Here is a 26,346-nt window from a genome sequence, read left to right as displayed (position 1 = left end):
GTTACGGTTGCAGCGAATAACCCATCCCGCGATGCGTGCGGATCGGGTCGCGCTCGGGATCGATCGCGCGCAGCTTCGCACGCAGCGTCTTGATGTGCGTGTCGACCGTGCGGTCGGCCGAATCGAGCGCCTCGTGCCACACGAGGTCCATCAGTTGCTCGCGCGAATAGATCCGCCCCGGATGCCGGACCAGCAGCGCCAGCAGGCCGAATTCGTAGCGCGTGAGGTCCAGCGCGTGGCCGAGCCACGACACGCGCGCGCCGTCGGTGTCGAGCACGAAGCCCGGCGCGGTCGTCTCGGCCTGCACCGCTGCCGGCGCGGGCGCGGGCGCGGGTTGCGGTGTGGCCGTCCGGTAGAAGCGCCGCAGGATCACGCGCACCCGCGCGGCCAGCTCGCGCGGCGAAAACGGCTTGACCACGTAATCGTCGGCGCCGATTTCGAGCCCGACGATCCGGTCGATTTCGTCGTGCCGCGCGGTCAGGAAGATCACCGGCACGTCCGTGAACGTGCGCAGCCGCCGGCACACTTCGAAGCCGCTGAGGTCCGGCAGGCCGACATCGAGCACGACCAGGTCGAAGCGCGTGTCGCGCAGATGGTCGAGCGCCGCCTGCCCGAGCGTGCAGTGGACGGTCTGCATGCCGTCCGTGCCGAGGGCGTAGACGATCGTGTCCGCGATCGCCATTTCATCTTCGACGATCAGGATATTGGGCTGATTCATGGTCTCAGGCTGGGCTCGCGCGTTTCCGGTGCGACATTGTACGCACGGCCGCGACGCGGCGAGCCCCGACCGGGCGCGCTACGCCACGCGGCCGTTCACCGGAATCGACGCGCCGGTGATCGCCTGCGCGTCGGCCGACAGCAGGAACCCGATCGTCGCCGCGATCTGTTCCGGCCGGACCCAGCGCGTGAAATCCGCGTCGGGCATGTCGGCGCGGTTCGGCGGCGTATCGATGATGCTCGGCAGGAGCGCGTTCACCGTCACGCCGCGGTCGAGCAGTTCGGCCGCCAGCGCCTCGGTGAGCCGCGCGACGCCGGCCTTCGCGGCCGCATAAGCGCCCATGCCCGCGCCGGCCTTGAACGCCGCGCCCGCACCGATGTTGACGACGCGGCCGGCCGGGCTCGCGAGCAGGTACGGCAGCGCGGCCTTCGATGCGTTCAGCGCGGTCTTCACGTTCAGTTCGTACATGCGGTCCCACGTGGCGGCGTCGCCGTCGGCGATCTTCTGCCACACGAATGCGCCGGCGATGTTCAGCAGCGCATCGACCCGGCCGAATTCGCGGTGTACCGATTCGAGCCCGCGTGCGGCAGCCTGAGGGTCGACGAGGTCGATGCCGCCGATGCGCAGCGCGTCGACCGGCACGCCGGGCAGCGCCTGCGCAGCCGGGGCCGCGCCGCGGCCGATCAGCGCGACGCGTGCGCCGCGCTCGCCCAGCCACGCGGCCGTCGCGACGCCCAGATGACCGAATCCGCCGGTGATCGCGACTGCCTTGCCTTTCAGGTCGTGTTCCATCGATGTGCTCTCCTGGGTCGAAGATGGGTGGTTGATGCGTGATGCAGGGGTCGTGCCGGCCGCGGCACGGACGTGCGCAGCCGGCAATTCGACAGCGTAGCGCCGTTCACGCCAGCGTGCGCGCGACGCCGCAACGAGGCTGCGGCGACGCAGTTCCTCCGTCGTTTCGCCCAGGTTGCCCGGACGCCAGCCCGGCGGCAGCGTCGCGAAGCGGATCGCGGTCCACACGTCGCCGGCCGTCGCGACGTCGCGGGCGAGACCCGGCACGCACGCATGCGGGCGGCCGGGCATAATGCGCGAGGCCGGTTCGGCGTGGCGCGCCGCGACCGGGCCGGACTACCCGACGCCCTCGCCGATCCCGTATCGAATCCTGAACCTCAACCCGTCAATCCCATGCAAGTACTCGTCGTTGGAACCGGCAAGCTGGCCAATGAGCTGCTCGGCGCGCACAAGCTCGACCCGGCAACCTGTCGCGTGATGTCGTGGTCGGACAGTGCGCGAACCGATGCGCGGCGTAGCGACGCCCGACGTAGCGACGCCCGATCGATCGTCGTGCATGCCGGTTCCGGCCGCGAACTCCCCGCCGTAGTCGCGTTCTGCGAGGCCACCGCGTCGCCGCTCGTCGAACTGTCTACCGGCTCCGACCTCGAAACCGGATCGCACGACTTTCCGGTCGTGCTGTGTCCGAACACGAACATCCTGATGCTCAAGTTCATGAGCATGCTGGAAACCAGCGGCTACCTGTTTCGCGACTGCGAGATCAGCCTGACGGAGTCGCATCAGGCAGGCAAGACGTCCGTCCCCGGCACGGCCGTCGGCATCGGCCAGTCGCTCGGCCTGCGGCCGGAGGAGATCCGCTCCGTACGCGATCCGGACCTACAGCGCAGCGAATTCGCGATCCCCGACGATCAGCTCGGCCGCCATGCGGTTCACCGGATACGCATCGACGACGGTGCGTGCAGCCTGCAGTTCGAATCGCGCGTGTACGGTGCGACACCCTACGCGGATGGCGTGTCGCGCATCGTCGAGGCCGTCCGGCAGCACGATCTCGAGCACCGCCGCTATTCGATCGTCGAGTTCATCCGCAACGGCTGGCTGTAGTCGCGGCGATCTGCGGCGGGCCGGCGACAGCGCCGCCGCGGGAACCTGCCGGCCGCGATCGCGCCGCGGCCACATCTGACGCCGGTTCGACGCCGACGTTACGCGTCTCCCAGCACCGCGCCGCTCTCCGGCAAGGTCGCGCCGCCATCGACGACGATCGTCTGCCCCGTGATGTACGCAGCGTCGGCCGATGCGAGAAACAGCATCGCGTTCGCGATGTCCTCCGGCTCGCCCATCCGCGCGAGCGGAATATCGCGCGCAATCTGCGCCGCGACCGACGCGTCGCCGAGATTGTCGGCCGCCGGCGTGCGAATCATCCCCGGCTCGACACCGTTGACCGTCACGTTGCGGCGCGCGAGCTCCAGCGCCGCCGCGCGAATGAAGCCGTTCACGCCGGCCTTCGACGCCGCGTAATGCGCGAGCCCCGGATAGACGACGCGCGGCCCCGTCACCGACGACGTGACGAGCAGCCGGCCCGCCCCCGCGCGCTCGAATGCCGGCAACGCGGCCTGCGCGAGCCAGAACAGCGCCGACAGGTTGACCGACAGCGTTCGCTCGAGCATCGGTTCGTCGATCTGCGCAAACGGCGTCAGCGGAAAATACGCGGCGTTGTGGACGACGACATCGAGCCGGCCGCCGTCGCGCTCGACCGCCGCGACCAGCGCGCGCAGTTCGTCGCGGCTGGCGGCATCCACCCGATACGCGCGCGCATCGCCGCCCGCACCGGCAAGCGCATCGGCCTGCGCGGCGGCGGCCTCGCCGTTCAGGTCGGCGAGCGCGACGAACGCGTCGGATTCCGCGAAACGGCGCGCGATCGCCGCGCCGATCCCTTGCGCGGCGCCCGTGACGAGCACGACGCGCCCGCTGAAATCCGCACGCAGGCGGCCGCTGCCCGGCACGGCATTCATCGCTGCGCCTCGCCGCCGAGCGGATGCACGGTTTCGTTCAGCACCTGCGCATGGGCGCCGATCGGGAAATTCGACAGCGTGCCGAAATCGCCACCCTGGTAACCGAAGATCTTGCCGTCGGTCTTGCGCTGCGCGAGGTCGATCAGCACGACGCCGAGCGTCGGCACCACCTTTTCGCGCCACACGAACAGATACAGTTCGTCGGCGATCCTGAAGTAATGGCAGCGGTCGACGTCGGCCAGCCCGCCTTCGACGCCCTGCAGGCACTGCCACGCGTAGAAGTTCTCGTTCAGGTAGATGTGCTCGTAGCATTCGGTCGGGCTGTAGCGATACATCGTCCGCTTGCCGATCAGTTCGCGCGTCGGCCCGTGCAGCGGCCCCGGCTGTGCGTGACCACCGAGCGTGCCGTGCCGGAACGTCGCGTCGACGGCCGTCAGTGGCAGCCCGCGCGCGACGCGCGTGAACGCGTCGATGCGCGTGTCGGCTTCGGTCGGCAGCGCGCCGACGACAGACGTCCATACGCCGTGGTCGAGATCGATCACGAGACTGACCGACGTCGCGCGGGCGGCCGTGTCGATATGGTCGACGAAGTACAGCCCGTCGCGCAGCCGCGTTACGCGGCACGGCTCGCGGCCGCCCGTGTCGGTCGCCGCATCGCGCCACTGCAGCGCACCCGGCTCGAACGTATAGACGCGCCACGCGCCCGATGCATCGCCAAGCGCCAGCGTACGCCCGGCGAGCGCGTCGACGGGCGCGAGGATGTTCGCTTCCGGCGCGAAGCCGTCCGCGAGCGCGCCAACCTGAATGAATACCGGATCCTGTCGTTCCACCTGCCGTCTCCCGCGCAGCTTCAGGCCCGGCGGGCCGTGTACGCTGCTGACGTGCACATGGTGCGGGCTGCGCGCGCCGCGCGGTATCGGCCAAAAGGATGAAGGGCGCGCGGCGCCGGAACGCGCTAAAGTTCACGTCATCCGCGCCGCACCCGGCGCGAGGAGCGCACATGCACCGCGTCACCCACTACCGACGGACTGCCGAAGGCATCGAGGCGATCAGCCTCGAATCCGACCGCGCGTTTCCGCGCCACTCGCATGACGAATTCGGAGTCGGTGTGATCGTCAGCGGTGCGCACCGCTCGTGGAGCGGCCGCGGGCAGGTCGACGCGCTGGCCGGCGACGCGATCATGGTCAACCCGGGCGAAATGCACGACGGCTCGCCGATCGATGCCGGCACGGGCCGGCGCTGGCGGATGCTGTACCTCGCGCCCGCGCTGGTTGCGGGCGTCGCGGCGGAAGAAGGCCTCGGCGGCGTCGAGCTTGCGCATCCGGCGGTGCGCGATGCGCGGCTCACGGCCGCCGTCGGCCGGTTGCATGCGCGCATCGTCGCCGGGGAAACCCAGCCGCTCGCCCGCGACGAGGCGCTCGTGATGCTCGTCGCCGGGTTGCTCGCCCGGCACGCGAACCGCACGCTGCCGGCGGCCGGCGTCGCGCCGGCGATCCGTGTCGCCCGAGAACGGCTCGACGCGGCGCCGGCCGCCCGCGTTTCGCTCGCCGAACTGGCCGGCCTGAGCGGCGTGAGCCGCTTCCAGTTGTTGCGCGGGTTTGCGCGCGAACTCGGCATCACACCCCACGCCTACCTGATCCAGTCGCGCGCGCGGCTGGCGCGTGCGTTGCTCGCCAGCGGCCTGCCGATCGCAGATGCCGCGGCCGAAGCCGGTTTCGCCGATCAGAGCCACCTGACGCGCGCATTCGCGCGCCAGTTCGGGATCACGCCGGGGCGGTTCACGCAGGCCGGTTGACGCCGCCGTCGCCCCGCGCAACGCCATCGAAGGCGATTCCCGCGTCGACAGCGGCGACTGGCGCTGCGGCTGCGGCTGCGACTGCGGCTGCGGCTGCGACTGCGACTGCGACCGCGACTGCGACTGCGACTGCGACTGCGACTGCGACTGCGGCTGCGGCTGCGGCTGCGGCTGCCGCCGTCGCAGGCACGCGAAGCCCCGCGCACCGCACTCGCCGCGCCCTCGCGCCCGCTGCAATTTCGTTCAAGACGCACACCGCCGCCGTACGCGACGATGCGGCGCATGAAGACACGACTGATTGGCTATCTCTACCTCGCCGCCGCGATGGCGGGCGTCGGCAGCACCGTCATCGCGAGCCGTCTCGCGGCCGGCGGCCTGCCGCCGTTCGCGGCCACGGCGCTGCGCTTCCTGATCGCGACACCGCTGCTGTTCGCGCTGATGCGTGCGCAGCGAATGCGCTGGCCGCGCATCTCCACGCGCGACGCCGTGCTGCTCGTCATCCAAGCCGCGGCGGGCGGCGTCGGCTATACGGTGCTGCTGATCAGCGGCACGAAGCTGTCGTCGCCGCTCGATGCGGGCGTAATGCTGGGCACGCTGCCGGCGATGTCGACGCTGATCGCGGCCGTCGTGCTGCGCGAGCGGCAGACGCCGCGCGACTGGGTGGCCGCCGCGCTCGCCACGGCCGGCGTGCTGTTCGTCACGTTCGCGCCGGGCCAGACGATGCCGTCGCTCCAGACGCTGGCCGGCGATGCGCTGGTGCTGGCTGCCGTCGCATGCGAAGCCGTCTTCATCCTGCTCAACCGGCGGCTTGCCGCACCGTTTCCGCCGCTCGCGCTGTCCACCGCGATGTCGGGCCTCGGCTTCGTGCTCGCCCTCGTGCCGGCCGCGTTCGAGTGGTGCGCGGTGGCAAACGGCTGGACCGCTGGCGCCGTGTCGGCGATCGCCTACTACGCACTGGTGCCGACCGTGCTCGGCTACCTGTGCTGGTATGCGGGCTCCGCGCGCACGAGCGGCACCGAGGCCGCGCTGTTCACGGCGGTCGCGCCGGTCTCGGCCGTGCTGTTCGCGATCGCACTGTTCGGCGAGACGCTGACCGGCACGCGTGTCGCCGGCATCGCGCTCGTCGTCGCGGGCATGCTCGTCGGCGCGACGCGGCGGCGCGCACCGCCCGCTCGCGCACGCGATGCGCAGCCGGCGAAACCGGTACAGCCGGCCGGTTCCGCGCCGTCGGCGCAAACCGCCGCCGACTGATTCGCGCTCATCGCGTTGTTGAAGAAACGCAGGCCGCCTGTTCCCGCCACATAGCCGGCGATTCCCGCGTTCGCGCGACGCCGCCGGCGGCTGTAGGAATGTGTCCGCGCGCCGCAAAACCGTTGCACGCCACCGCGCAAGATGCAATATTCGCGTGGCCGGAACCTTTGACAACCGTCCAACAACAATCCGCCACGCAATGAACAGGAAGGAAGCCAAAACAAGAATCGCGGTGCTGCTGTCCGCGGGAACGAGGAAAGCCGACGTGCTGGCCGAGCTGTCCGGGCAAGGGCTCAAGGATCACGTGATCGCAGGCCTGATCGCGTCGCGCCCCGATCCGGAACGCTGTCGCAAGAACAAGGTGCACACCTGGATCCTGATCGCGCTCGGCACCCTCCAACTGGCGATCAGCCTCATGCTCGCGTATTACTTCTCCGCCGCCGCCGGCGACCTTGGCGCGTCGGGCGCGCTCGGCAACGGCCTCGTCGTGGTGTTCCTCGCGCTGACCGTGCCGCTGTCGCTGCTGTTCATCTGGGGCTTCGCGACTCATCGCGTCGGCGCGTACCACGCGTTCATCCTGCTGTCGCTGCTGCAGTTGCCGAAGACCATCGCCGAGCTCGGACGCGATCCGTCGACTGCGCTGCCGAGCCTCGCGGTCACGCTGGTGCTGGTGGGCTACGTGTGGTTCGTGCGCAACCGGATGTTCCCCGACTACGGCTGGTTCACGCCGCGCAAGGTCGAAGGCCGCTACGCGTTCGTGGAACACGCCTGACGCCACCGGCGTCAACGCCACGCCGTCCAAAAAAAGGCGCCGGGCCGCCCCGCAATCGCGGAACGGCCCGGCGCCTTCTGCATTCCGAAACCGGTCGGCTTACTTGGCCTTTTCAGCCGTATCGCTGATCGCCTGGCCGCCCTTCGAAATGTCCTGGCCCATGCCGGCGACCGTATTGCAACCGGCGAGCGCGGCGGTCACCACCAGCAACATTGCAGCAATCGTACGCGTCATTCTCATTCTCCTTCGAATCAACAAGCCCGACCGGGCGAATCGTTTGCGGCATGGTGCCCTGCCGATGCAGGGCACGGGGCCTGACCAGATTATACGGAGACGTTCGCCGAGCGCCAGTACGAACCCGTCGAGTGTGATGCGCGCCGCACAGTCCGGTCGCGCAGATTTTCCTTGACTTCACTGCGCCAGGAACTAATATACGCACCGCGTATATTTTCCGTCAGGAGCCGCCGATGACCGTTCCGCAACAAGCCTTCCTCCGCGACGCGATGCGCCGCCTCAACATGACCCGCGAAGCGTTCGCCAATCGCATCGGCGTCAGCCGGCGTGCGCTGGATACCTGGCTGCTGCCCGACGATTCGCAGGAATCGCGCGGGATGCCCGAGATCGTCGAGCGCTTCGTCTCGGAAATCGTCGAGCGTTCGGCACCGGAAGGCGGGGCCTATACGCAAAGCGTAGATAATCAGGGGCTCGCAAAGCAGTTCCTGTTCGAAGGCAAGCCGCAGTTGCTGTCGGTCGACCAGTTCTCGCGGGAATCGGTCGAGGCGCTGTTCCGCGTGGCCGACGTGATGCAGCCGATCGCGCGGCGCCACAAGATCTCGCGCGTGCTGGAAGGCGCCGTGCTCGGCAACCTGTTCTTCGAGGCCAGCACGCGCACGCGCGTGTCGTTCGGCGCGGCGTTCTGCCGGCTCGGCGGCTCGGTGTGCGACACGACGGGCTTCACGTTCTCGTCGATGGCCAAGGGCGAATCGATCTACGACACGAGCCGCGTGATGGCCGGCTACGTCGACGCGCTCGTGATCCGCCATCCGGAGAAAGGCTCGGTGGCCGAGTTCGCGCGTGCGACCAACCTGCCCGTGATCAACGGCGGCGACGGCCCCGGCGAGCACCCGAGCCAGGCGCTGCTCGATCTCTATACGATCCAGCGCGAGTTCTCGAGGCTCGGCAAGATCGTCGACGGCGCGCACATCGCGCTGGTCGGCGATCTCAAGTACGGCCGCACCGTGCACTCGCTCGTCAAGCTGCTCGCGCTGTACCGCGGGCTCAAGTTCACGCTCGTGTCGCCGCCGATGCTCGAGATGCCGGCCTACATCATCGACCAGATCTCGACGAACGGCCATGTGATCGAGCAGACGACCGACCTCGCGGCCGGGCTGCGCGGCGCGGACGTCGTCTACGCGACGCGGATCCAGAAAGAGCGCTTCACCGACGAATCGTTCGAAGGCTATACGCCGGATTTCCAGATCAACCAGGCGCTCGTCGACTCGGTCTGCAAGCCCGACACGCTGATCATGCACCCGCTGCCGCGCGACAGCCGGCCCGGCGCGAACGACCTGTCGGTCGACCTGAACCGCGACCCGCGCCTCGCGATCTTCCGCCAGACCGACAACGGCATTCCGGTGCGGATGGCGATCTTCGCGGTGCTGCTCGGTGTCGAGAATCTCGTCCAGCATTCGATGCGCGACGCGACGTGGCGCCCGCCCGCATACCTCGGGCCGGAGGATGCGGTGTTTCACGGGGTCGATTGAGCCGCACCGGAGGTCTCGCGCCCGCCCGCCATCGCTTCACGGGCCGGGCGCGCATGCCTGACGCAGAACGCGCCGCATAACACGGCGCGTTTTCAATTTCGGCGCAGGTGATGGATGCCGGCAACCGGGCTCTACCGCCCCCACGGATCGATCACGCGAAGCCCCATCGCCTCGAACGGTGCGACGTCGCGCGTGGCCACGATCAGGCCGTTCGCCTCGGCCGTGGCGGCGATAAAACCATCGACAGGCGCGATCGCGCTTCCAGTGACACGGGCCCGCGCTCGAATGCTCGCGTACGCATTGCTCGCTGCGTCGTCGAACGGCAGGATCCGGCCTCGAAACAGCGGCACGACACGCTGTTCGATGCTTTGATGCAGCCACTCGCGCCTTCGCCCTTCCGGCAATATCGCCACGCCGAATCGCATCTCCGCGAGACTGATCGCGGCAAGAAATAGTGTCTCGATGTTCTGGGCGTCGAGCCACTCGATCACGGCCGCGCTCGGCTCGCGTCGCAGCGGTTCGGAAATGACGTTCGTATCGACAAGGATCATTCGAAGCTCATCGGATCGGTTGACGTCTTGTCGCGCCGAGCGTCGAAATCGACTCCCCCAGCCTCCCGCCCGATTTCCGCCAGCAACGTTCCCAGCTTGAGCCGCCCACCTGGCAGGACAGCCTGTTCCAGAATGTCACGTACCTCGGCTTCGGTGCTGCGCCCGTGCTGGGCCGCGCGAATCCGAAGTGCGCGATGCACTTCATCGGGCAAATTTCGAACGGTGATCACCGGCATGATGCGCCTCACTGATATTGCTTGCAATGCAGTCATATTAGCATCTTGCTGTCATACCGAGTGAACCACGACACAGCCACTCTAACCGGCCCGACGAGCCCGTCACATCTGGCCATTTGGCCAATCCTCCCCGCTCCACCCACCCCGCAACATTCGTCAACAATTCCCTTACAAACACGAACAAGAATGCTTCTCATTTAACAAGAAATTACATAGAATGCCGTCTGAAAACAAATCGTAATAATTCCCGGTGGCATGCACATTTCCGTAGCGCACCGCCCCCGGGGCCACATCGCGAGGTCGAAGCGCACCATGAAATCCCGTCCCGACGAGCTGAAGCTCGGTAAATTCACCACCCTGTGCAGCGTGCTTGCCGCAAGCCCCGCATTCGCCGACGGCACGCCGCCTTCGGCCCCGGCCAGCACCGAAGGCCATCTCGCGCCGATCGAGATCCAGGGCAAGACCGAGCACAGCTACAAGGCCGACTTTTCCGCTTCCGCGAAATTCACCGCGCCGCTCGTCGACACGCCGAAGTCCGTCACCGTGATCCCGCAGGAACTGATCCGGAACAGCGGCGCGTCGACGCTGACCGAGGCGCTGCGCACCGTGCCCGGCATCACGTTCGGCGCCGGCGAAGGCGGCAACCCGCTCGGCGACCGTCCGTTCATCCGCGGCTACGACACGCAGGGCAGCATGTTCGTCGACGGCATGCGCGACACCGGCGCCACGACGCGCGAGATCTTCAACACCGAACGCGTCGAGATCACCAAGGGTTCCGACGGCGCATACGGCGGCCGCGGCGGCGCCGGCGGCAGCATCAACCTGATCACGAAAGCCCCGCACCTCGGCACGACGGCCAGCGCAAGCGCGGGCCTCGGCACCGACCGCTATCGCCGCTTCACCGCCGACGGCAACTGGCAGTTCGCCGATCACGCCGCATTCCGCCTGAACCTGATGAGCCACAACAACGACGTCGCCGGCCGCGACGCCGTGAACAACGAGCGCTGGGGCGTCGCACCGTCGATCGCATTCGGCCTCGGTACGCCGACACGCGTGACCGCGAGTTACTACCACCTGTCGACCGACGACATGCCGGACGGCGGCATCCCGTACTTCTATACGACGTCGAACAAGCCCGCGAACGTCGGCACGATCTATCCGGCGCCCGTCGATCGCCACAACTTCTACGGGCTGATCGACCGCGATTTCCGCAAGACCACGTCGGACATCAGCACGATCAAGATCGAGCACGACATCACGTCGTCGCTGACGATCCGCAACACCACGCGCTACACGGAATCGACGCAGGACTACATCTGGACGCAGCCGGACGACAGCCAGGGCAACGTGGTGAACGGCAAGGTCTGGCGCCGCAACAACAACCGCGCCAGCTCGATCAACAGCCTCGCGAACCTGACCGAGCTGTTCGGCGAATTCCGCACCGGCCCGTTCAAGCACAGCTTCACGACCGGCATCGAGCTGACGCGCGAATGGGGCAAGCGCGACACGTACAACGTCGCGACGGATAACGGCAAGATCTGCCAGAAGGGCATCGGCGCGGCGTCGGGCTACAACTGCACGAGCCTGTGGTCGCCGAACCCGAACGATCCATGGGCCGGCTCGATCACGCGCAACAACGACTACGCGCATGCGCGCACCACGACGAAGTCGATCTACGGCTTCGACACGATCGAGATCACGCCGCGCTGGCAGGTCAATGCAGGCGTGCGCGTCGACGACTACTCGACCCGCTTCACCGACACGAAGGCCAACGGCGGCAAGACCTATACACGCGACGACACGCTCGTGAACTGGCAGGCCGGCCTCGTGTTCAAGCCCGCGCAGAACGGCAGCATCTACGCGTCGTATGCAACGTCGTCGACGCCGGCCGGCATGTTGCTCGGCGAAGGCAGCGAAACGCAGTCGCTCACGCCGGGCCGCGGCGGCGTCGGTCCAAACGCCGATCAGCTGTCTCCCGAGAAGAACCGCAGCATCGAGCTCGGCACGAAGTGGAACGTGCTGCACGACAAGCTGTCGCTGACCGCCGCGCTGTTCCAGATCGACACGACGAACGCGCGCGTGACGCTGCCGAACAACCAGTACGCGATGGTCGGCAACAAGCGCGTACAGGGTCTCGAGCTCGGCGTCGCCGGGCAGATCACGAAGCAGTGGCAGGTGTTCGGCGGCTACACGTACATGAAGAGCGCGCTGCGCGACAACGGCAAGGACAGCGCGAACGACGGCAACCGCTTCCCGAACACGCCGAAGCACAGCTTCACGATGTGGTCGAACTACGACGTGACGCCGAAGTTCACGGTCGGCGGCGGTGCGTTCTACATGTCGGAAGTATTCGGCGATCCCGCGAACCTGCGCGCCGTGCCGTCGTACTGGCGCTTCGATGCAATGGCGCAGTACCGGATCAACAAGAAGCTCGACCTGCAGCTCAACGTGAACAACCTGTTCAACCGCACGTACTTCGACCAGGCGTATCCGGCGCACTACGCGTCGATCGCACCGGGCCGCTCGGCGTTCGTCACGCTGAACGCGCGCTACTGATCGATGGAGGCTGTATCGCTGAAGGCGCTCGCGTCGGTATCGCCGCGCGAGTTCGCCGACATCCTGGCCGGGCCGCCCGAGCGCGCCGCCGCGTGGGTCGCGGCGGCGGCCGACAACGGCATCGTCGATGCGCAGGCCGTCTACGGGCAGTACCTGCTCGACGGGCACGGCGTTGCGCGCGATCCGGCTGCCGCGTTCAACTGGTTCGGGCACGCCGCGCGGGCCGGTCATCCGATGGCCATGAACATGCTCGGCCGCTGCTACGAGTTCGGCTGGGGCACGGCCGCGTGCGCGCCGGTCGCCGTGTACTGGTACCGGCTCGCCGCGCAGGAGGGGCTCGACTGGGGCATGTACAACTACGCAACGGCGCTCGCGCTCGGCAACGGCGTCGACGAGAACCGCGCCGACGCGCTCGGCTGGTTCCGCCGCGCGGCCGCGCTCGGCCATGCGAAATCGATCAACCTGATCGGCGGCTTCTACGAGGACGGCTGGGTCGTGTCCGTCGACACCGACGCCGCATTCGACCACTATCGCCGCGCGGCCGTTGCCGGCGACTTCCGCGGCCAGTTCAACTTTGCGCGGCTGCTCGCCGAGCGCGGGCACATCGACGAGGCGCTCGTCTGGCTCGCGCGCGTGCCGGCCACCGCGACGCCCGCGTTCATCGCGAAGATGCGCGCGTATCTCGCGTCGTCGCCGGTCGACGCCTTTCGCTCGGCGGCCATGCAACTGCCGCCGCACGCAATGGAATCCGCAACATGATGCTTCATATCCCCGGCGTATTGACCAAGACGCAGGTCGCGCAATGCCGCGACCTGCTCGATGCGGCCGAATGGGTCGACGGCAACGCGACGTCCGGCGCGCAGTCGGCGCTTGCCAAGCGCAACCGGCAATTGCCGGAAGGCTCGCCGGATGCGCGCGCGGTCGGCGACGCGATCCAGGATGCGCTCGCGCGCAATCCGCTGTTCTTTTCGGCGGCGCTGCCGCTCAAGGTGTTTCCGCCGCTGTTCAACCGCTATGAAGGCGGCGAGACGTTCGGCACGCACGTCGACAATGCGATCCGGCTGCTGCGCGGCACGGATTTCCGCGTGCGCAGCGATCTGTCGGCGACGTTGTTTCTCGAGGAACCCGATACATACGACGGCGGCGAGCTGTGCGTGGAAGATACGTACGGCGTGCATCGCGCCAAGCTGCCGGCCGGCGATCTCGTGCTGTATCCGGCGTCGAGCCTGCATCACGTGACGCCCGTTACGCGCGGCGAGCGCGTCGCTTCGTTCTTCTGGATCCAGAGCATGGTGCGCGACGATGCCGATCGCACGCTGCTGTTCCAGCTCGATACGCAGATTCAGCAGCTCTCTGCGGACAAAGGTGCGCACGACCCGGGCGTGATCGCGCTCACCGGGATCTATCACAACCTGCTGAGACGGTGGGCGGATACCTGAGCCATGTGGCGGGGCCCCGCAACGTGCCGAAACGCATGCCCCCTTCCGGCCACGGCCCGTCCACCGTCCAACGCAGCCGCCTTATGCCCGCTGCAGGATATCGATCGCCTTGTCTGCATCGTCCAGCGAATCGACCGCGAAATAGGCAATGAACTGGGAACCCAGCACGGCGGCCGAGACGCCACGGAGATTGATCGCGCCGTCCGCGAGCATCTGGGTCAGTTGCCCGATGATGCCCATTTGATCCAGACCCATTACGCGGACGGAATGAACGCTCGGGGTGACGCTGAACCCCACCTGCGTGGCCGCGCGAATCACCGCGTCTCCCTGCAGTGGCGCGACAAACACGACGCCCTTGCCCGGCGCCTCCGATGTGCGGCGTGCGACGATGAACTGCAAGTCTGCGCCGGCAGTCCGCAGAGCGCTTAATACTGCCGCGAGGCCGCCCGGCTTGTCCTCGATGGTCGCCGCCCAGACATCGACACGTTCTACGCTCAGTTCCATGGCAGTCCCTCCCGCCTGAGAACCCGGATAGAAAAAATCTAGATCACGGCAAGCACGCAAGCAAGGCGCCGTTCGGTCATGCGACCTTGACCATCCGCTTGCCGACGTTCTCGCCCCTCAGCAAACCGACCAGCGCCTCCGGCAGGCGCTCGAAACCATCGAGCACATCCTCGCGTATCACGAGCTGGCCGGATTCGACCCAGCCCTGGAGTTCAGCGATTGCCTGCGTGTGCCGATCGAGGTAATCCGCCAAGAGGAACCCCTGCAACGTCAAACTCTTGATGATCACCAGCCCGGGCACCCCTTGCGGACCGGCGCCGGGTGCACTCCCGTCGTAATGCGAAACGGCGCCGCAACACACGATGCGACCGTAGCGCGCCATGTTGAACAAGCTTGCTTCCAGGATGTCGCCTCCGGTGTTGTCGAAGTACACGTCGATGCCGTCCGGACATGCCGTGCGCAGGCGATCGGCAATATTGCCCGCCTTATAGTCGAGCGACGCATCGAAACCGAATTCGCGAGTCACCAGATCGCACTTGACGGCACCACCCGCGATGCCTACCGTTCGACACCCTTTGATTCCGGCGATTTGCCCTGCGATGGACCCGACCGCTCCGGCCGCGGCCGAAATCACGACCGTTTGGCCGGCTTCCAGTCGACCGCATTCCAGCATGCCGAAATAAGCCGTCAATCCAGGAACACCATAGACGCTCACCAAATGCGTAAGCGGTTCGATTCTGGGTAATCGGGTGAGATTCCGGGCGGGTACCGCTGCCAGGACTTGCCACCCTGTTTCGGCGAACACCAGGTCGCCGACCGCAAGTTGCGCGGATCGCGATTCCACGACTTCGGCCAGTGCCATGCCAGCCATGACGTCGCCGGCTTGAAGGCCGGCACGATAAGTCGCACCTTGCATCCATGCCCTGCTGGCCGCATCGAGCGATATGTACAAGGTGCGGAGCAGCACTTCCCCGTCTGCCGGACGCGGTCTGTCTGCCTCCCGGATAGCGAAGTGCTCGGGACCGAGCCTTTCCCGGGGAATCTCGGCTAGCAGGATTTGACGATTGCTCATGACTTTCACCTGATCTTGGATCTGTCTTATCCGTCGTCGAGTCGGGATCGACCCTAAGCCGGAAACCATGCATGCAGGGGGCGCCTCCGATCGAACCTCGTTACGACCTTCCAGCGAACGCATCGATACCCGTAAGCTTCGCCGATAGTGCCCAAAGGCGTTCGGCTTCCGCCGGATCGATCGCATACGGCTTCACTCCCGCGGAGTGCTCCTTGGTCACGCTCGTCCAGAGGCGCGCAATATCACAGTCTTCGCAGTACACGCCGCCATACCCTGCCAGCATCGGAGAGGTCGCGGCCCATACCTGAGTCGCGGCACCCTGCCCAGGCGTCTTGAGTGCTTCCGGATGGGCTGGATTGCCTTCGTTATCCATCCATCCCAGCGCAATCATCTCCGCCCTCGAAACATGGCGCTGCAGCGGGGTGGGGATCATGCCGGGATGAAGCGAGAATGCCCGCACTCCGTTCTGCCGGCCCAGCTTGTCCAGATGGACAGCAAATAGCGCGGCAGCGGTTTTCGATTGACCGTAGGCCAGCCATTTGTCGTACCCACGCGTAAACTGCACGTCGTCCCAGCGAATACCCGAAACGTGATGGCCCAGCGAGGACACCATGACGACCCGCGCGCCCCCTTCCAGCACCGGCAACAGCAAGTTCACCAACACGTAGTGTCCCAGATGGTTGATTGCGAACTGCGCTTCCCAGCCCGGACCCACGCGGGTTTCCGGGCAAGCCATCACGCCGGCGTTGCCGATCAGGATGTCCAGGTGCCTGCCGGTTGAAAGAAAACCTTCCGTAAAGTGTCGAACGCTCGCGAGGTCCCCGAGATCCAGTGCCCAGATTTCGACATTCCTCCCGATGTCGGCCACCGCGTGCTCGGCCGCGCGCGGATCGCGTGCCGCAACGATCACCCGCGCACCGGCGCCGGCCAGGGCCCGCGTCGTTTCCAGGCCGAGCCCGGAATGCCCGCCCGTCACGAGGGCGGTGACGCCGGACAGATCGAGCCCGTTGAGCACCTCCGCTGCCGTCGACGCTGCACCGAAACCCGAATAGATCGGTTTTTGTATCGTTTCCATCAAACACCCTCACGTATAGGAACACCCTGTCGGATCGAGGAGACGATTCGTTGCGAATGCAAGCGTTTCCGATCGTCTGTCGAGACCCTTCCAATCGATTGCACATACCGGTTCACCGCGCTGCCCGAATCACTTCGCCGAATCGCCTGCAACTCCGTTCGATCGCGCGTTGGGCTGCCGGCGACAACTGCCCCATCTCGAAAAAGCCATGTATCAATCCCTGGCCCGGCTCGACATGGACCGGCACGCGCCCGGCACTCAACGCCTCTGCATAGGCCAGGCCGACGTCTCGCAACGGATCGAATTGCGCGGTCACGATGACGGCCGGAGGTAGCCCGGAGAAAGTGCCGGCATGAATGGGCGTGATGCGAGGGTCATCGAGGCGCTGTCTTCCACCCGAATAGTGGTGAAGAAACCATTCGATCAACGGCCTGTCGAGAAGATATCCCGTCGCATTCTGCTGCCAGGAAAGATGCCGTGTGCCCGGTAGATCCGTAGCGGGATAGATCAAGAGCTGGCCGGCCAATTCGACTCCATCCGCACGGAAAGCGTGAGCGACCACCGCCGACAGATTGCCTCCCGCGCTGTCTCCTGCGACTGCCACGAGCGCGTTGCCGCCGAGATCGGGCGCATGGTCGACGACCCACTGCGTCGCGGCGACAGCGTCGTCGACCGCGGCCGGAAACGGATGCTCGGGTGCGAGTCGATACGCCACCGAAACGACGACGACCCGGCTCTCCCGACAAATCGCCCGGCAGACGTTGTCGTGCGTATCCAGATCGCCGATCACCCAGCCACCGCCGTGGAAAAACGCGGTGGTGGGACATGGTCCGTTCCCCTCAGGACGGTAGACGCGGGCAGGCAATTCCCCCAAGGCACCGTCAACGACGATGTTTTCGACGCTGCCGACGGAAATCGTCGTCCCCGGCGGATGCAGGCCGGCCGCCAGGGTACGGTAGCTGGCCCGCGCTTCTTCGGGCGTGCCTTCGTACAGTTTCTTTTCGCCGGACTTCTCCAGTGCATCCAGGAAGGCAGCGATAGGTGGATCGACAAGCATTTGATCTCCCTATACCCGATTCAGCGATAAACCAGAATGCCGTCGTCCAGCGTCGCCGCAGGAAGCTCGTGGCGCTCTTCGGCATATTCGCGCAGACTCTGCCAGGGCGCGTGGTCACCTTGCCGATACATGATGTGCTGGGCGCGCATGATGTAACCCGGATTGAAATTGTCCGGATTGCAGAACGGCAGACGGGGCATGCGCCGTTCCTGGGGCCGCAGCACCGGAACAACCGTCTTCGCCCCCCGCTCGTCCATGTACCCGAGCAACCGACAGACAAACGCGCTCACCATGTCCGCGCGCATGGTCCAGCTCGTGCGCAGATAGCCGAGGGTGTACGCCATGTTCGGTACGTCATTGATCATCAATCCCCGGTAGGTGACGTGCCCGGTGAAGTCCACCGGTTTTCCGTCGAGGCTGAAGGACACGTCGCCGAACAGACACAGATCGAAACCCGTCGCCGTCACCACGATATCGGCCTCGAGATATTCCCCCGAGGACAGCACGATCCCCTTTTCGTCGAAGCACTCGATCGTGTCCGTCACGACGGAAGCCTTGCCGTCGCGCACGGGCACGAAGAAATCCCCGCCGGGAACGAAGGCCAGCCGCTGCTGCTGCGGCTTGTAGCGAGGACTGAAGTGCTTTTCGACGTCGAAATCGTCGGGAAGGTGCGCGCGGATCGCATCCAGCAATTGCTTGCGCAAATCCTCGGGTTGCTCCAGCGACATTCTGTTGAGTTCGAGATTCTGGGCGATATAGGCCCTACGCAGGATCTCGTACGTCCACGCTTCGGGAATATCCAGCGCACGCAGCGGCGCGGCCAACGCGTGTTCCGCCGGCTCGACGACAAAAAACGTGGGCGATCGCTGCAACAGCGTGACGTGTTGCGCCTCCTCCGCCAACGCCGGAATCAGCGTCGCCGCCGTGGCGCCCGAACCGATCACGACGATTCGTTTCCCCTTCCAGTCCAGATCTTCAGGCCAGTTCTGCGGGTGAACGACTGTCCCTCGGAAGCTCTCCAGCCCCGACCAGTCCGGCACATGCCCTTGCCGATGACGGTAGTAGCCTTGGCATTGCCACAGAAAACCGGCCGTCAATCGCAATGTCTCGCCGGTGTCCAGGCGGATCGCCTCGACGGTCCAACGGCTGTCGTCGGTCGACCAGCTCGCCGTCGCCACCCGATGCCCGTAACGGATATGTCGACCAAGATCGTTTTCCTCGATGACCTCCCCGAGGTAATTGCGGATCTCGCCGGCAGTCGCAATGGACGACCCCCGCCAGGGTTTGAACGAATATCCGTAGGTGAACAGATCGCTATCGGATCGCGCCCCCGGGTAGCGATGCGTCCGCCACGTGCCGCCGAATCCGTCCATCGCATCCAGTATCAGAAAACTCCGCCCCGGACACCGTTGGCACAAGTGATAGGCCGCATCTATGCCCGAGATTCCCGCACCAATGATAAGTACATCAAAATGTTCTCCCATGTGGCCACGTCTCCGATGGTTCGAGTCCTTGCCGGCAGCACACAACTGCAGCACTCGATCGGAATTGTCGTGGGTATACTGAAAATTGTGAATGCAAGGACATCCTAATTTCTATCGAGATCATCCGAAAATGAACATCGACCCACTATCGGAAGTCCTTTCCTTGCTGAGTAACCAAAGCTCCTTTTTCGGTGGACTGCAGGCAGGTGGCGACTGGGCCGTGCGCTTTCCAGCGCCGGAAGGCGTCAAGTTCAACGTGCTTGTACGGGGAACATGCTGGCTGGCCGTGGAAGGAGAAGCGGAACCGCTACAGTTGGAGGCAGGCGACTGTTTCCTGCTCTCCCGCGCGCGCCCCGTCTTGATCGGCAGCGATCTTGCGCTGCCGGCGCTCGATGCCGATGAACTCTATCGTCATGCCGTGAACGGCGTGGCGCACTGCGGCAGCAACGACGACTGCTTTCTGGTCGGCGGGCGCTTCGCCTTCGGCGACGAAGCCGGGCTTCTGTTCGACAGCCTGCCGCCGGTAGCGGTGATCAAGAGCGAGTCGGATCAGGCCTCCGTATTGCGCTGGGCGTTGCAGCGGTTGGCGCACGAACTCGCCGCCCCGTCTCCGGGCGGCGCACTGATGGTCCAGCATCTGGGCCACATCATGCTGGTGCAGGTGCTGCGCATTTACCTGGCGCAGGAAGGCGCCACTACACCGGGTTGGCTCTCGGCGCTGTCCGAGCCGCGCATCGGCGCCGCCATTCAAGCGATTCACACCAGCCCGGCCAGACGCTGGACGGTCGAGGCCCTGGCCGAAGTGGCGGGCGTCTCGCGCTCGACACTGGCGTTGCGTTTCAAGCAGATAGCGGGCTTTTCGCCGCTGGAATACGTCCTGCGTTGGCGCATACAACTGGCGACCCGGTCCCTGAGAAACCAGCACCTCACGATTTCCTCGATCGCTCAGGCCGTCGGTTACGAATCCGACAGCGCTTTCAGCAATGCCTTCAAGCGCATCATGAAATGCTCGCCCAGAGACTATCGGGACAGCAAGATCAACGCTGCACGTTCGAGCTAATCAGGCTTTCGAAGCACGGCGCAAGCAAGACGCGGATTGATCGCCACCTGTCGAGGAAGTGGGCGGACGCGTAGCATGATCCGGTCGTGCGGTGCGCGTGCTGCCAGACACGTCCGGCATGCACTCACCCGCTTGCGTCATGCTCGGGTGCGCCATAAAATGACCATCGTCAAATGACCATGCTCATATCATGATGCCGCACGATCCCGTTTCGAAATCCGAGTTCAAGGCTCGCGCACTCGAATATTTCCGGCTGGTCGAGGCGTCGGGCGAAAGCCTGATCGTCACCGATCACGGCAAGCCGACGCTCGAGATCCGGCCGTATCACGCACGCGAGGCTCAGCCGTTGGACATATTGCGCGGCTCGGTCATGCGCTACGACAATCCTCTCGATCCGATTGCGGAAGATGATTGGGAGGCGTCGCGGTGATCGTGCTGGATACGCATGCATTGGTGTGGTGGGTAGCGGGCGATCCGTCGCTCAGCAGAAAAGCGCGAAGCGCGATCGACCGCGCGCGGGGCGAAGGCGCGCTCGCCGCATCCGCGATCTCCGCGTGGGAGATTGCGATGCTGGTGCGCAACGACCGCCTCGCACTGACGATGGATGTCGACGCGTGGCTCGCCACCGTCGCGCAGATCGACGGCATGCGCTTCGTGCCCGTCGATGCCGACATCGCCGCGAAATCCACCGCGCTGCCCGGCACGTTTCACAAGGATCCGGCCGACCGGATGATCGTCGCCACCGCGCGGCGGCTCGGCGCACCGCTCGTCACCCGCGACGAAAAAATCCGCGCTTACGCGCACGTGAAGACGCTCTGGTAAGCATCGCCCGCCCGCAAGCCAAACCACGACACATCCTCCGCCGGACTCTGGCATATTGGCGATTCGTCTGACCAAAACGCCCGGGATCGGCCACCTGCGACAGAGCACGCATCCCGGGCGGCCGGCTCACGGCCCGCAACCGTCGTCGCGCCACGCCGCTCGCTATCGTGATACCGCTCTCCGATCCCGTTGTCCGGTCGATCGCCCTGATGGAATCGCACGAAGGGTTTGTCGATCTCGCCGCATTCGATGAACGCATCGCCGTCGACCTGTCGCGCAGCGTCGTTTCGAACACGAGCCCGCATTTCCTGAAGGTGCGCCGCGGTGTCGCCGAACGACTGGTTGCCGCCGCGCACACGCTCCCCGCCGGCCTGCGCCTGTACATCAAGGAAGGTTATCGCCCGCTCGCACTTCAGCGCGAATACTTCGCCGACCATCTCGCCGAACTGCGCGGCACGCTGAATCCGCTGCCGTCCGACGATACGCTGTACGAACTGGCGAGCCGCTACATCGCGCCGCCGGAAGTCGCCGCGCATCCGACCGGCGCCGCCGTCGATCTCACGCTGAGATCGGCGCACGGCATCGAAGCCGACATGGGCAGCATCATGAACGCCACCGACCAGGAATCGTCCGGCGCGTGCTACACGCACAACGCATTCATCAGCCGACCGGCGACGCGCAACCGCCACGTACTGATCGCCGCGATGACCGGCGCCGGCTTCACGAATTACCCGTCGGAATGGTGGCACTGATCGTTCGGCGACCGCTATTGGGCCGTCATGCAGCGGGAATCGCACGCGATTTACGGCCCCGTCGAGGAAAACATGCTCGACGAAGGTGCGCGATGAACGTCTTTCCGATCTGACGGGCACGACTCGGTAACATCCTCACTTGCCGATCCCCGCCCGCTCCCGCACAATCGCGGCACCTGTCTCACTCCCCCGCGCCGATGTCCTATGCGTCACTCGCCACCGGCGTCCTGCTCGCCGGCGGTCTCGGTCAACGCTTCGACCCGAGCGGCCTGCACAGCAAGCTGCTCGCGCTGCTGCCCGACGGCACGCCGGTCGCGGTCGCGGCCGCCCGCCATCTCGCGGCGGCCACGGCCGACGTGATCGCCGTCGTGCGTCCCGGCGCCGAAAAACTCGCGATTCTGCTGAACGAAGCCGGATGCCAGGTCGTCTACGCTCCCGACGCGTTGCGCGGCATGGGCGCGAGCCTCGCGGCCGGCGTGCGCACGACCCCCGAAGCGAACGGCTGGCTCGTCGCGCTCGGCGACATGCCGTGGATCGCACCATCGACCTACGAAGCCGTCACGCGTGCGCTCGACGCCGACGATGCGTCGATCGTCGCGCCCGCGCATCGCGGCGTGCGCGGCCATCCGGTCGGCTTCGCCGCGCACCATTTCGATGCGCTCGCCGCCCTCGACGGCGACACGGGCGCCCGCGCGCTGTTCGCCAGCGCGGCGGTGAAACTGCTCGACGTCGACGATCCCGGCATCCTGCGCGACGTCGATACGCCCACGGATTTGCGCTGACCGCGATCGCGCGGGCCCCGGCGACGCATCGCCCCGCTCCCGCGTCGCAGAATCCCGCGCGATAGTCGTCAATGCACGAATTTCGGCAGCGCCAGACACCCCGCCGCAAGAATCCCGCTGCAAACGCGCGCCCGATTGCCTATAACGAAGACGAGGCGCGCCCACCGCGCCGCCGCCGTCACGCATTGCGCGAGCTCTCCATGACCGATCACACGACCCCGACGCCCGAGCCACCGGCCGACCCGAACCGCGATCCGGAAGACGACCCGCTGTCGCCGCCACCGGGTCATCACCACGACAATCCGCAACAACCGGACGGACCACCGAGCAAAGACCCGGTTTAGTTGCGCGCCGGCCGCTCCGCACATTCGCCCCTATTTCCCGTCATGTGCGGTCGATGGCAGCCGGCAGCCCGTCGCCGCATGACGCGGCCTATCGCGCCGTATACCCGCCGTCGATCGGCAACGACACGCCGCTGATCATCGACGCCGCATCGCTCAGCAAAAACAGGATCGGCTCGACGATCTCGTCCGGCTCCGCAAATCGCCCGAGCGGAATCGCCGCCAGCATCGGCGCGCGCTTCTCCGGTTCGCTCCACGCGAACTGTGCCATCGGCGTGAGCGTCACGGTCGGGTTCACGCTGTTCACACGAATGCCGTGCGGCCCGAGTTCGATGCACAGCACGCGCGTGATCGCGTCCATCGCCGCCTTCGACGCGCAATAGCTCAGATGCGCGGGCAAGCCGACGAGCGCGGCCTGGCTCGATACGTTGACGATGCTGCCCCGCGCATGCGCGGCGCCGCGTCCGTCACGCGCGATCATCTTCCGCGCAACGGCCCTCGCGACGAGCGCCGCGCCGCGCGCATTGACGGCCATCGCGCGATCGAAATGCCCGGCGCTGACCTCGAGCGCCGGTTCGAGCGACGCGATCCCCGCACAATTGACGAGGCCATCGAACGCGTCGTGCGCGGCCAGCGCGGCATCGAGCGCGTGTTCGTCGCCGCCGACATCGATGCGCAACGTATCGCATACAGTCTCGCCGGCAAGCGCATCGAGCGCGGCCATGTCGCGCCCCGCCGCGACAACCCGCGCGCCCGCATTCGCCAGTGCGACCGCGCACGCGCGCCCGATCCCGCTCGATGCACCCGTGACGAGCACCCGCGAACCGCTGAAATCGAATCGTGCGTTCATGATGGTGTGTGCAGGTCGTGCATGATCGGCTTGAGCGCCGGATACAGCGCCGTATAGAGCGCGAAGCGCGCCGCATACGCTTGCGCGCGTTCGGCATCGGGTCGCGCGCGCTCGACGAGCGTGACCCATCCGCCCTGCGCGTCGTCGTGCGACACGAGCCCTGCCCCGACACCCGCGAGCAGCGCGGCACCCATCGCGGCTTCGACGTCCTGCTCGATCGTCCACACCGGAAAGCCCGTCACGTCCGCGATGATCTGCATCCACAACGCCGAATGCGCGGCACCGCCGACGACGATCAGCCGGTCGTCCAGCGCCACCGCCCCGCGACGGCCGGCCTCGATGTTGTGCCGCAACGCGAACGCGACGCCTTCGAGCACCGCGCGATAAAGATGCGCCCACGTATGCGCAAGACTCAGCCCGACGAATGCGCCGCTCGCCTTCGCATCCCACACCGGACTGCGCTCGCCCATCAGGTACGGCAGGAACAGCACGCCGTCGGCACCGGCCGGCACGCGTTCGGCCGCTTCCTCGAGCAGCACGTGCGGATCGCCGTGCGGCAGCAGGCGCGCCGCATCGATTTCCGCATGACAGAACTGGTCGCGAAACCACGCGACCGATGCGCCGGCCGTGATCGCACCGCCGAACACGTACAGGTCGCGGTGACCGTTGAACACGTGCGGCATGCTGACGAGCCCGTGCCGCGCATCGACATGCCGGTTCACGTAGCCCCAGCACATGCTGGTGCCGATCATCGCGACATGCTGCCCGGTACGCGTCGCGCCGGCCGCGAAGGTCGCGACGGCCGCATCGACGCCGCCCGCGACGACGGGCGTGCCGGCCGGCAGCCCGAGCTGCTCGGTCCATTGCGACAGCAACCCGCCGACGATCTCCGTCGAATCGACGAGCCGCTCGGGCATCATCGTCGCCGGAATGCCGAGCATGTCGAGCGCGTCGTCGGACCACTCGCGGCGCGCGACGTCGTACACGCCGCCGATGTTGCCGGCCGAACTGTGATCGACCGCGACTTCGCCGGTCAGCAGGTAGATCACGTACGCGTTCGGCGGCAGGAAATAACGCACGTTCGCCCACACGTCCGGCCGCTGATCGCGCAGCCACAGCATCTTCGTGAAGCCGTAGTAGCTGTCGACGCCGTTGCCCGTGATCACGCGCAGCCGCTCGACGTTCACGTTTTCATTTACCCAGTCGACTTGCGCGGTCGCGCGCCGGTCCATCCAGATCAGGCATGGATGGAGCGGCCGAATGTCGCTGTCGACCGGAATGCCCGAGCCGCCGTACAGGCTGCTCACGCACACCGCGCGGATCGCATCGGCCGGCACGCCCTGCGCGCGCGCATCGCTCATGCAGCCCGCGATGCATTCGAGCACCGCGTCGAACCACACCTGCGGCCATTGCTCGGCCCACAGCGGGCGCGGCGTATCGGGCTGGTAGCCGGCCGAACGCCGCGCGACGATCGTGCCGTGCCGGTCGACGAGCAGTGCCTTGGTGCTCTGCGTACCGATGTCGACGCCTATGACGTATTCCATGATGTCTCCGGGGAGGCGCACGCCGGCCGTCAGCGGGCCGGCTTCAGCAGCACCTTGATCGATTCGGGCGATTTCGCGACGCGGATCGCGTCGTCCCAATCCTCGAGCGCGAAACCGTGCGTGACGATGCCTTTCGACGTGACGAGCCCGCGCGCGAGCAGGTCGATCGCGACCGGATAGCAGTATGGCCCAAGGTGCGCGCCGCGCACGTCGAGCTCCTTGCGATCGCCGATGATCGACCAGTCGACGGTCGCATCCTCGCCGAACACACTGAATTCGACGAAACGGCCGAGCTTGCGGATCAGGTCGAGCCCCTGGCTCACGCCGACCGGCGCGCCGGTCGTCTCGATATACACGTCGCAGCCGTAGCCGTCGGTCAGCGCGCGGACGATCTCGCGCGCGTCGTCGCGCTGCGGGTTGATCGTCACGTCGGCGCCATACTGTCGCGCGAGTTCGAGGCGTTCGTCGATCAGGTCGATCACGACGAGTTGCTTCGGCGTCTTCAGGTGCGCGACCTGCGTCATCATCAGCCCGAGCGGGCCCGCGCCCGCGATCACGACGACGTCGTCGAGCTGGACGTCGCCGCGGTTCACCGTATGGATCGCGCACGACAGCGGCTCGATGATCGCGGCATCTTCGAGCGATACGCCGAGCGGGATCTTGTGGACGATCGCAGTCGGCGGAATACGCATGTATTCGGCCATCCCGCCGTCGGCGACCTCGCGCTGGAAGCCGAAGATGTTGTGCACCTCGCACATCCAGTACTGGCCCGACCTGCAATAGCGGCACTTGCCGCACGGCACGATCTGCTCGGCGATCACGCGATCGCCCAACGCCACGCCGAAATGCCCGGCCGCACCGTCGCCGAGCGCTTCGACATGGCCGAAGAATTCATGGCCGGGAATCACGGGCGCCTTCACCCACGGGTTCGGGCCGCCCCAGAACATCTTCGCGCCCGTATAGCACTTGCAGTCGCTCGCGCAGATCCCGCATGCGGCGATGCGGATCACGAGTTCGTTCGTGCCGGGGCGCGGCTTCGCGACCTGTTCGACACGATAGTCCTCCGGGCCGTGGCAGACGACCGCGGTCATCCGCGGCTGGGCTTCGGGTGTCGTCATGAG

The 26,346-nt window shown here is 66.4% G+C and carries 29 protein-coding genes; 14 read left to right on the top strand and 15 right to left on the bottom strand.

The window, feature by feature from the left end:
- Position 1: 1 nt before the first annotated feature.
- Together creB and JYG32_RS32465 are read right to left on the bottom strand one after the other, a co-directional pair.
- On the bottom strand, positions 2-718 hold the full coding sequence (gene creB / locus JYG32_RS32470) for a two-component system response regulator CreB (RefSeq protein ID WP_213266338.1): 717 nt from the start codon (positions 716-718) through the stop codon (positions 2-4).
- Positions 719-796: 78 nt separating this feature from the next.
- Positions 797-1,510 (bottom strand): SDR family NAD(P)-dependent oxidoreductase, encoded by a 714-nt coding sequence (locus tag JYG32_RS32465; RefSeq protein WP_213267526.1) that lies wholly within the window; start codon positions 1,508-1,510, stop codon positions 797-799.
- Between the two features lie 393 nt (positions 1,511-1,903).
- Between JYG32_RS32465 and JYG32_RS32460 the strand changes: the two genes are divergently transcribed.
- Positions 1,904-2,611, top strand: a complete 708-nt coding sequence (locus JYG32_RS32460) for a dihydrodipicolinate reductase (protein ID WP_213266337.1) — start codon at positions 1,904-1,906, stop codon at positions 2,609-2,611.
- 98 nt (positions 2,612-2,709) lie between these two features.
- Here the strand turns inward: JYG32_RS32460 and JYG32_RS32455 are convergent, their stop codons facing one another.
- On the bottom strand, positions 2,710-3,519 hold the full coding sequence (locus JYG32_RS32455) for an SDR family oxidoreductase (RefSeq protein ID WP_213266336.1): 810 nt from the start codon (positions 3,517-3,519) through the stop codon (positions 2,710-2,712).
- A complete protein-coding gene (locus JYG32_RS32450; RefSeq protein ID WP_213266335.1) occupies positions 3,516-4,349 on the bottom strand; it encodes a MoaF C-terminal domain-containing protein in 834 nt (277 codons plus the stop codon). Before JYG32_RS32450 ends, JYG32_RS32455 begins: the two co-directional genes overlap by 4 nt.
- A 170-nt stretch (positions 4,350-4,519) precedes the next feature.
- Here JYG32_RS32450 and JYG32_RS32445 point away from each other — a divergent pair, with 170 nt between their 5' ends.
- From JYG32_RS32445 to JYG32_RS32435, 3 genes are all read left to right on the top strand, one after another.
- Positions 4,520-5,314 (top strand): AraC family transcriptional regulator, encoded by a 795-nt coding sequence (locus JYG32_RS32445; RefSeq protein ID WP_213266334.1) that lies wholly within the window; start codon positions 4,520-4,522, stop codon positions 5,312-5,314.
- Positions 5,315-5,596: 282 nt separating this feature from the next.
- A complete protein-coding gene (locus tag JYG32_RS32440; protein WP_213266333.1) occupies positions 5,597-6,565 on the top strand; it encodes a DMT family transporter in 969 nt (322 codons plus the stop codon).
- A 199-nt stretch (positions 6,566-6,764) separates the two neighbouring features.
- A complete protein-coding gene (locus JYG32_RS32435; protein WP_213266332.1) occupies positions 6,765-7,337 on the top strand; it encodes a permease in 573 nt (190 codons plus the stop codon).
- A gap of 99 nt (positions 7,338-7,436) precedes the next feature.
- Here JYG32_RS32435 and JYG32_RS32430 read toward each other — a convergent pair whose 3' ends face one another.
- On the bottom strand, positions 7,437-7,571 hold the full coding sequence (locus JYG32_RS32430) for an entericidin A/B family lipoprotein (RefSeq protein ID WP_009688930.1): 135 nt from the start codon (positions 7,569-7,571) through the stop codon (positions 7,437-7,439).
- Between the two features lie 233 nt (positions 7,572-7,804).
- Between JYG32_RS32430 and JYG32_RS32425 the strand changes: the two genes are divergently transcribed.
- Entirely contained in the window at positions 7,805-9,100 is a 1,296-nt protein-coding gene (locus tag JYG32_RS32425) for an aspartate carbamoyltransferase (protein ID WP_047902815.1), read from the top strand.
- A gap of 131 nt (positions 9,101-9,231) precedes the next feature.
- Here the strand turns inward: JYG32_RS32425 and JYG32_RS32420 are convergent, their stop codons facing one another.
- Together JYG32_RS32420 and JYG32_RS32415 are read right to left on the bottom strand one after the other, a co-directional pair.
- Positions 9,232-9,651: a type II toxin-antitoxin system VapC family toxin gene (locus JYG32_RS32420; protein ID WP_213266331.1), complete on the bottom strand. Its 420-nt coding sequence runs from the start codon at positions 9,649-9,651 to the stop codon at positions 9,232-9,234.
- Positions 9,648-9,887: a FitA-like ribbon-helix-helix domain-containing protein gene (locus tag JYG32_RS32415; RefSeq protein ID WP_174381958.1), complete on the bottom strand. Its 240-nt coding sequence runs from the start codon at positions 9,885-9,887 to the stop codon at positions 9,648-9,650. The genes JYG32_RS32420 and JYG32_RS32415 overlap by 4 nt, the downstream gene beginning before the upstream one ends.
- 312 nt (positions 9,888-10,199) lie before the next feature.
- On the opposite strand from JYG32_RS32415, the gene JYG32_RS32410 reads away from it, so the two are divergent.
- The 3 genes from JYG32_RS32410 to JYG32_RS32400 are packed head-to-tail and all read left to right on the top strand — an operon-like array spanning position 10,200 to position 13,882.
- Complete coding sequence (locus JYG32_RS32410) at positions 10,200-12,443, top strand: TonB-dependent receptor (RefSeq protein ID WP_213266330.1); 2,244 nt, start codon at positions 10,200-10,202, stop codon at positions 12,441-12,443.
- 3 nt (positions 12,444-12,446) lie between these two features.
- Complete coding sequence (locus tag JYG32_RS32405) at positions 12,447-13,202, top strand: tetratricopeptide repeat protein (protein ID WP_213266329.1); 756 nt, start codon at positions 12,447-12,449, stop codon at positions 13,200-13,202.
- Complete coding sequence (locus tag JYG32_RS32400) at positions 13,199-13,882, top strand: Fe2+-dependent dioxygenase (RefSeq protein ID WP_213266328.1); 684 nt, start codon at positions 13,199-13,201, stop codon at positions 13,880-13,882. The genes JYG32_RS32405 and JYG32_RS32400 overlap by 4 nt, the downstream gene beginning before the upstream one ends.
- 81 nt (positions 13,883-13,963) lie before the next feature.
- Here the strand turns inward: JYG32_RS32400 and JYG32_RS32395 are convergent, their stop codons facing one another.
- The 5 genes from JYG32_RS32395 to JYG32_RS32375 form a co-directional block, all read right to left on the bottom strand.
- Positions 13,964-14,386 carry an amino acid-binding protein gene (locus JYG32_RS32395; RefSeq protein ID WP_174381948.1) on the bottom strand — a complete coding sequence of 141 codons (423 nt, stop codon included), beginning with the start codon at positions 14,384-14,386 and terminating at the stop codon, positions 13,964-13,966.
- Between the two features lie 76 nt (positions 14,387-14,462).
- Positions 14,463-15,458: an NADP-dependent oxidoreductase gene (locus JYG32_RS32390; RefSeq protein WP_174381947.1), complete on the bottom strand. Its 996-nt coding sequence runs from the start codon at positions 15,456-15,458 to the stop codon at positions 14,463-14,465.
- A gap of 100 nt (positions 15,459-15,558) precedes the next feature.
- A complete protein-coding gene (locus JYG32_RS32385) occupies positions 15,559-16,533 on the bottom strand; it encodes an SDR family NAD(P)-dependent oxidoreductase (RefSeq protein WP_213266327.1) in 975 nt (324 codons plus the stop codon).
- A gap of 112 nt (positions 16,534-16,645) precedes the next feature.
- Positions 16,646-17,590, bottom strand: a complete 945-nt coding sequence (locus tag JYG32_RS32380) for an alpha/beta hydrolase (RefSeq protein ID WP_213266326.1) — start codon at positions 17,588-17,590, stop codon at positions 16,646-16,648.
- 20 nt (positions 17,591-17,610) lie between these two features.
- Positions 17,611-19,074 carry a flavin-containing monooxygenase gene (locus tag JYG32_RS32375; RefSeq protein WP_213266325.1) on the bottom strand — a complete coding sequence of 488 codons (1,464 nt, stop codon included), beginning with the start codon at positions 19,072-19,074 and terminating at the stop codon, positions 17,611-17,613.
- A 130-nt stretch (positions 19,075-19,204) separates the two neighbouring features.
- Here JYG32_RS32375 and JYG32_RS32370 point away from each other — a divergent pair, with 130 nt between their 5' ends.
- The 6 genes from JYG32_RS32370 to JYG32_RS32345 all read left to right on the top strand — a co-directional run bounded on the left by JYG32_RS32370 (position 19,205) and on the right by JYG32_RS32345 (position 22,834).
- Positions 19,205-20,134, top strand: a complete 930-nt coding sequence (locus tag JYG32_RS32370; protein ID WP_249744803.1) for an AraC family transcriptional regulator — start codon at positions 19,205-19,207, stop codon at positions 20,132-20,134.
- A 190-nt stretch (positions 20,135-20,324) separates the two neighbouring features.
- On the top strand, positions 20,325-20,564 hold the full coding sequence (locus JYG32_RS32365; RefSeq protein WP_174381943.1) for a type II toxin-antitoxin system Phd/YefM family antitoxin: 240 nt from the start codon (positions 20,325-20,327) through the stop codon (positions 20,562-20,564).
- Positions 20,561-20,956: a type II toxin-antitoxin system VapC family toxin gene (locus JYG32_RS32360; RefSeq protein ID WP_174381956.1), complete on the top strand. Its 396-nt coding sequence runs from the start codon at positions 20,561-20,563 to the stop codon at positions 20,954-20,956. Before JYG32_RS32365 ends, JYG32_RS32360 begins: the two co-directional genes overlap by 4 nt.
- 209 nt (positions 20,957-21,165) lie before the next feature.
- The gene (locus tag JYG32_RS32355; protein ID WP_249744802.1) at positions 21,166-21,708 is read left to right on the top strand and encodes a M15 family metallopeptidase; all 543 of its coding nucleotides are present in this window, start codon (positions 21,166-21,168) and stop codon (positions 21,706-21,708) included.
- 197 nt (positions 21,709-21,905) lie between these two features.
- Positions 21,906-22,490 carry a nucleotidyltransferase family protein gene (locus JYG32_RS32350; RefSeq protein WP_174381941.1) on the top strand — a complete coding sequence of 195 codons (585 nt, stop codon included), beginning with the start codon at positions 21,906-21,908 and terminating at the stop codon, positions 22,488-22,490.
- 71 nt (positions 22,491-22,561) lie between these two features.
- Positions 22,562-22,834, top strand: a complete 273-nt coding sequence (locus JYG32_RS32345; RefSeq protein WP_213267537.1) for a hypothetical protein — start codon at positions 22,562-22,564, stop codon at positions 22,832-22,834.
- 88 nt (positions 22,835-22,922) lie between these two features.
- Here the strand turns inward: JYG32_RS32345 and JYG32_RS32340 are convergent, their stop codons facing one another.
- From JYG32_RS32340 to JYG32_RS32330, 3 genes are read right to left on the bottom strand one after another with little or no spacing between them, the layout of a single operon-like run.
- Positions 22,923-23,681 (bottom strand): SDR family oxidoreductase, encoded by a 759-nt coding sequence (locus JYG32_RS32340; protein WP_213266324.1) that lies wholly within the window; start codon positions 23,679-23,681, stop codon positions 22,923-22,925.
- On the bottom strand, positions 23,678-25,225 hold the full coding sequence (locus JYG32_RS32335; protein WP_213266323.1) for an FGGY-family carbohydrate kinase: 1,548 nt from the start codon (positions 25,223-25,225) through the stop codon (positions 23,678-23,680). The genes JYG32_RS32340 and JYG32_RS32335 overlap by 4 nt, the downstream gene beginning before the upstream one ends.
- Before the next feature lie 29 nt (positions 25,226-25,254).
- Positions 25,255-26,343 (bottom strand): alcohol dehydrogenase catalytic domain-containing protein, encoded by a 1,089-nt coding sequence (locus JYG32_RS32330; protein WP_213266322.1) that lies wholly within the window; start codon positions 26,341-26,343, stop codon positions 25,255-25,257.
- Between the last annotated feature and the right edge of the window lie 3 nt (positions 26,344-26,346).

The organism is Burkholderia pyrrocinia, assembly GCF_018417535.1.
Taxonomy (GTDB): Bacteria; Pseudomonadota; Gammaproteobacteria; order Burkholderiales; family Burkholderiaceae; genus Burkholderia; species Burkholderia pyrrocinia_E.
Note: the sequence above shows the minus strand (reverse complement) of the source record. Positions and strands in the feature narration are given on the sequence as shown.

Coding starts and splice junctions, on each gene's coding strand:
- creB (WP_213266338.1), bottom strand. CDS start 718: ATGAATCAGCCCAATATCCTGATCGTCGAAGATGAAATGGCGATCGCG.
- JYG32_RS32465 (WP_213267526.1), bottom strand. CDS start 1,510: ATGGAACACGACCTGAAAGGCAAGGCAGTCGCGATCACCGGCGGATTC.
- JYG32_RS32460 (WP_213266337.1), top strand. CDS start 1,904: ATGCAAGTACTCGTCGTTGGAACCGGCAAGCTGGCCAATGAGCTGCTC.
- JYG32_RS32455 (WP_213266336.1), bottom strand. CDS start 3,519: ATGAATGCCGTGCCGGGCAGCGGCCGCCTGCGTGCGGATTTCAGCGGG.
- JYG32_RS32445 (WP_213266334.1), top strand. CDS start 4,520: ATGCACCGCGTCACCCACTACCGACGGACTGCCGAAGGCATCGAGGCG.
- JYG32_RS32440 (WP_213266333.1), top strand. CDS start 5,597: ATGAAGACACGACTGATTGGCTATCTCTACCTCGCCGCCGCGATGGCG.
- JYG32_RS32435 (WP_213266332.1), top strand. CDS start 6,765: ATGAACAGGAAGGAAGCCAAAACAAGAATCGCGGTGCTGCTGTCCGCG.
- JYG32_RS32430 (WP_009688930.1), bottom strand. CDS start 7,571: ATGACGCGTACGATTGCTGCAATGTTGCTGGTGGTGACCGCCGCGCTC.
- JYG32_RS32425 (WP_047902815.1), top strand. CDS start 7,805: ATGACCGTTCCGCAACAAGCCTTCCTCCGCGACGCGATGCGCCGCCTC.
- JYG32_RS32420 (WP_213266331.1), bottom strand. CDS start 9,651: ATGATCCTTGTCGATACGAACGTCATTTCCGAACCGCTGCGACGCGAG.
- JYG32_RS32415 (WP_174381958.1), bottom strand. CDS start 9,887: ATGCCGGTGATCACCGTTCGAAATTTGCCCGATGAAGTGCATCGCGCA.
- JYG32_RS32410 (WP_213266330.1), top strand. CDS start 10,200: ATGAAATCCCGTCCCGACGAGCTGAAGCTCGGTAAATTCACCACCCTG.
- JYG32_RS32405 (WP_213266329.1), top strand. CDS start 12,447: ATGGAGGCTGTATCGCTGAAGGCGCTCGCGTCGGTATCGCCGCGCGAG.
- JYG32_RS32400 (WP_213266328.1), top strand. CDS start 13,199: ATGATGCTTCATATCCCCGGCGTATTGACCAAGACGCAGGTCGCGCAA.
- JYG32_RS32395 (WP_174381948.1), bottom strand. CDS start 14,386: ATGGAACTGAGCGTAGAACGTGTCGATGTCTGGGCGGCGACCATCGAG.
- JYG32_RS32390 (WP_174381947.1), bottom strand. CDS start 15,458: ATGAGCAATCGTCAAATCCTGCTAGCCGAGATTCCCCGGGAAAGGCTC.
- JYG32_RS32385 (WP_213266327.1), bottom strand. CDS start 16,533: ATGGAAACGATACAAAAACCGATCTATTCGGGTTTCGGTGCAGCGTCG.
- JYG32_RS32380 (WP_213266326.1), bottom strand. CDS start 17,590: ATGCTTGTCGATCCACCTATCGCTGCCTTCCTGGATGCACTGGAGAAG.
- JYG32_RS32375 (WP_213266325.1), bottom strand. CDS start 19,074: ATGGGAGAACATTTTGATGTACTTATCATTGGTGCGGGAATCTCGGGC.
- JYG32_RS32370 (WP_249744803.1), top strand. CDS start 19,205: ATGAACATCGACCCACTATCGGAAGTCCTTTCCTTGCTGAGTAACCAA.
- JYG32_RS32365 (WP_174381943.1), top strand. CDS start 20,325: ATGATGCCGCACGATCCCGTTTCGAAATCCGAGTTCAAGGCTCGCGCA.
- JYG32_RS32355 (WP_249744802.1), top strand. CDS start 21,166: ATGGAATCGCACGAAGGGTTTGTCGATCTCGCCGCATTCGATGAACGC.
- JYG32_RS32350 (WP_174381941.1), top strand. CDS start 21,906: ATGTCCTATGCGTCACTCGCCACCGGCGTCCTGCTCGCCGGCGGTCTC.
- JYG32_RS32345 (WP_213267537.1), top strand. CDS start 22,562: ATGCACGAATTTCGGCAGCGCCAGACACCCCGCCGCAAGAATCCCGCT.
- JYG32_RS32340 (WP_213266324.1), bottom strand. CDS start 23,681: ATGAACGCACGATTCGATTTCAGCGGTTCGCGGGTGCTCGTCACGGGT.
- JYG32_RS32335 (WP_213266323.1), bottom strand. CDS start 25,225: ATGGAATACGTCATAGGCGTCGACATCGGTACGCAGAGCACCAAGGCA.
- JYG32_RS32330 (WP_213266322.1), bottom strand. CDS start 26,343: ATGACGACACCCGAAGCCCAGCCGCGGATGACCGCGGTCGTCTGCCAC.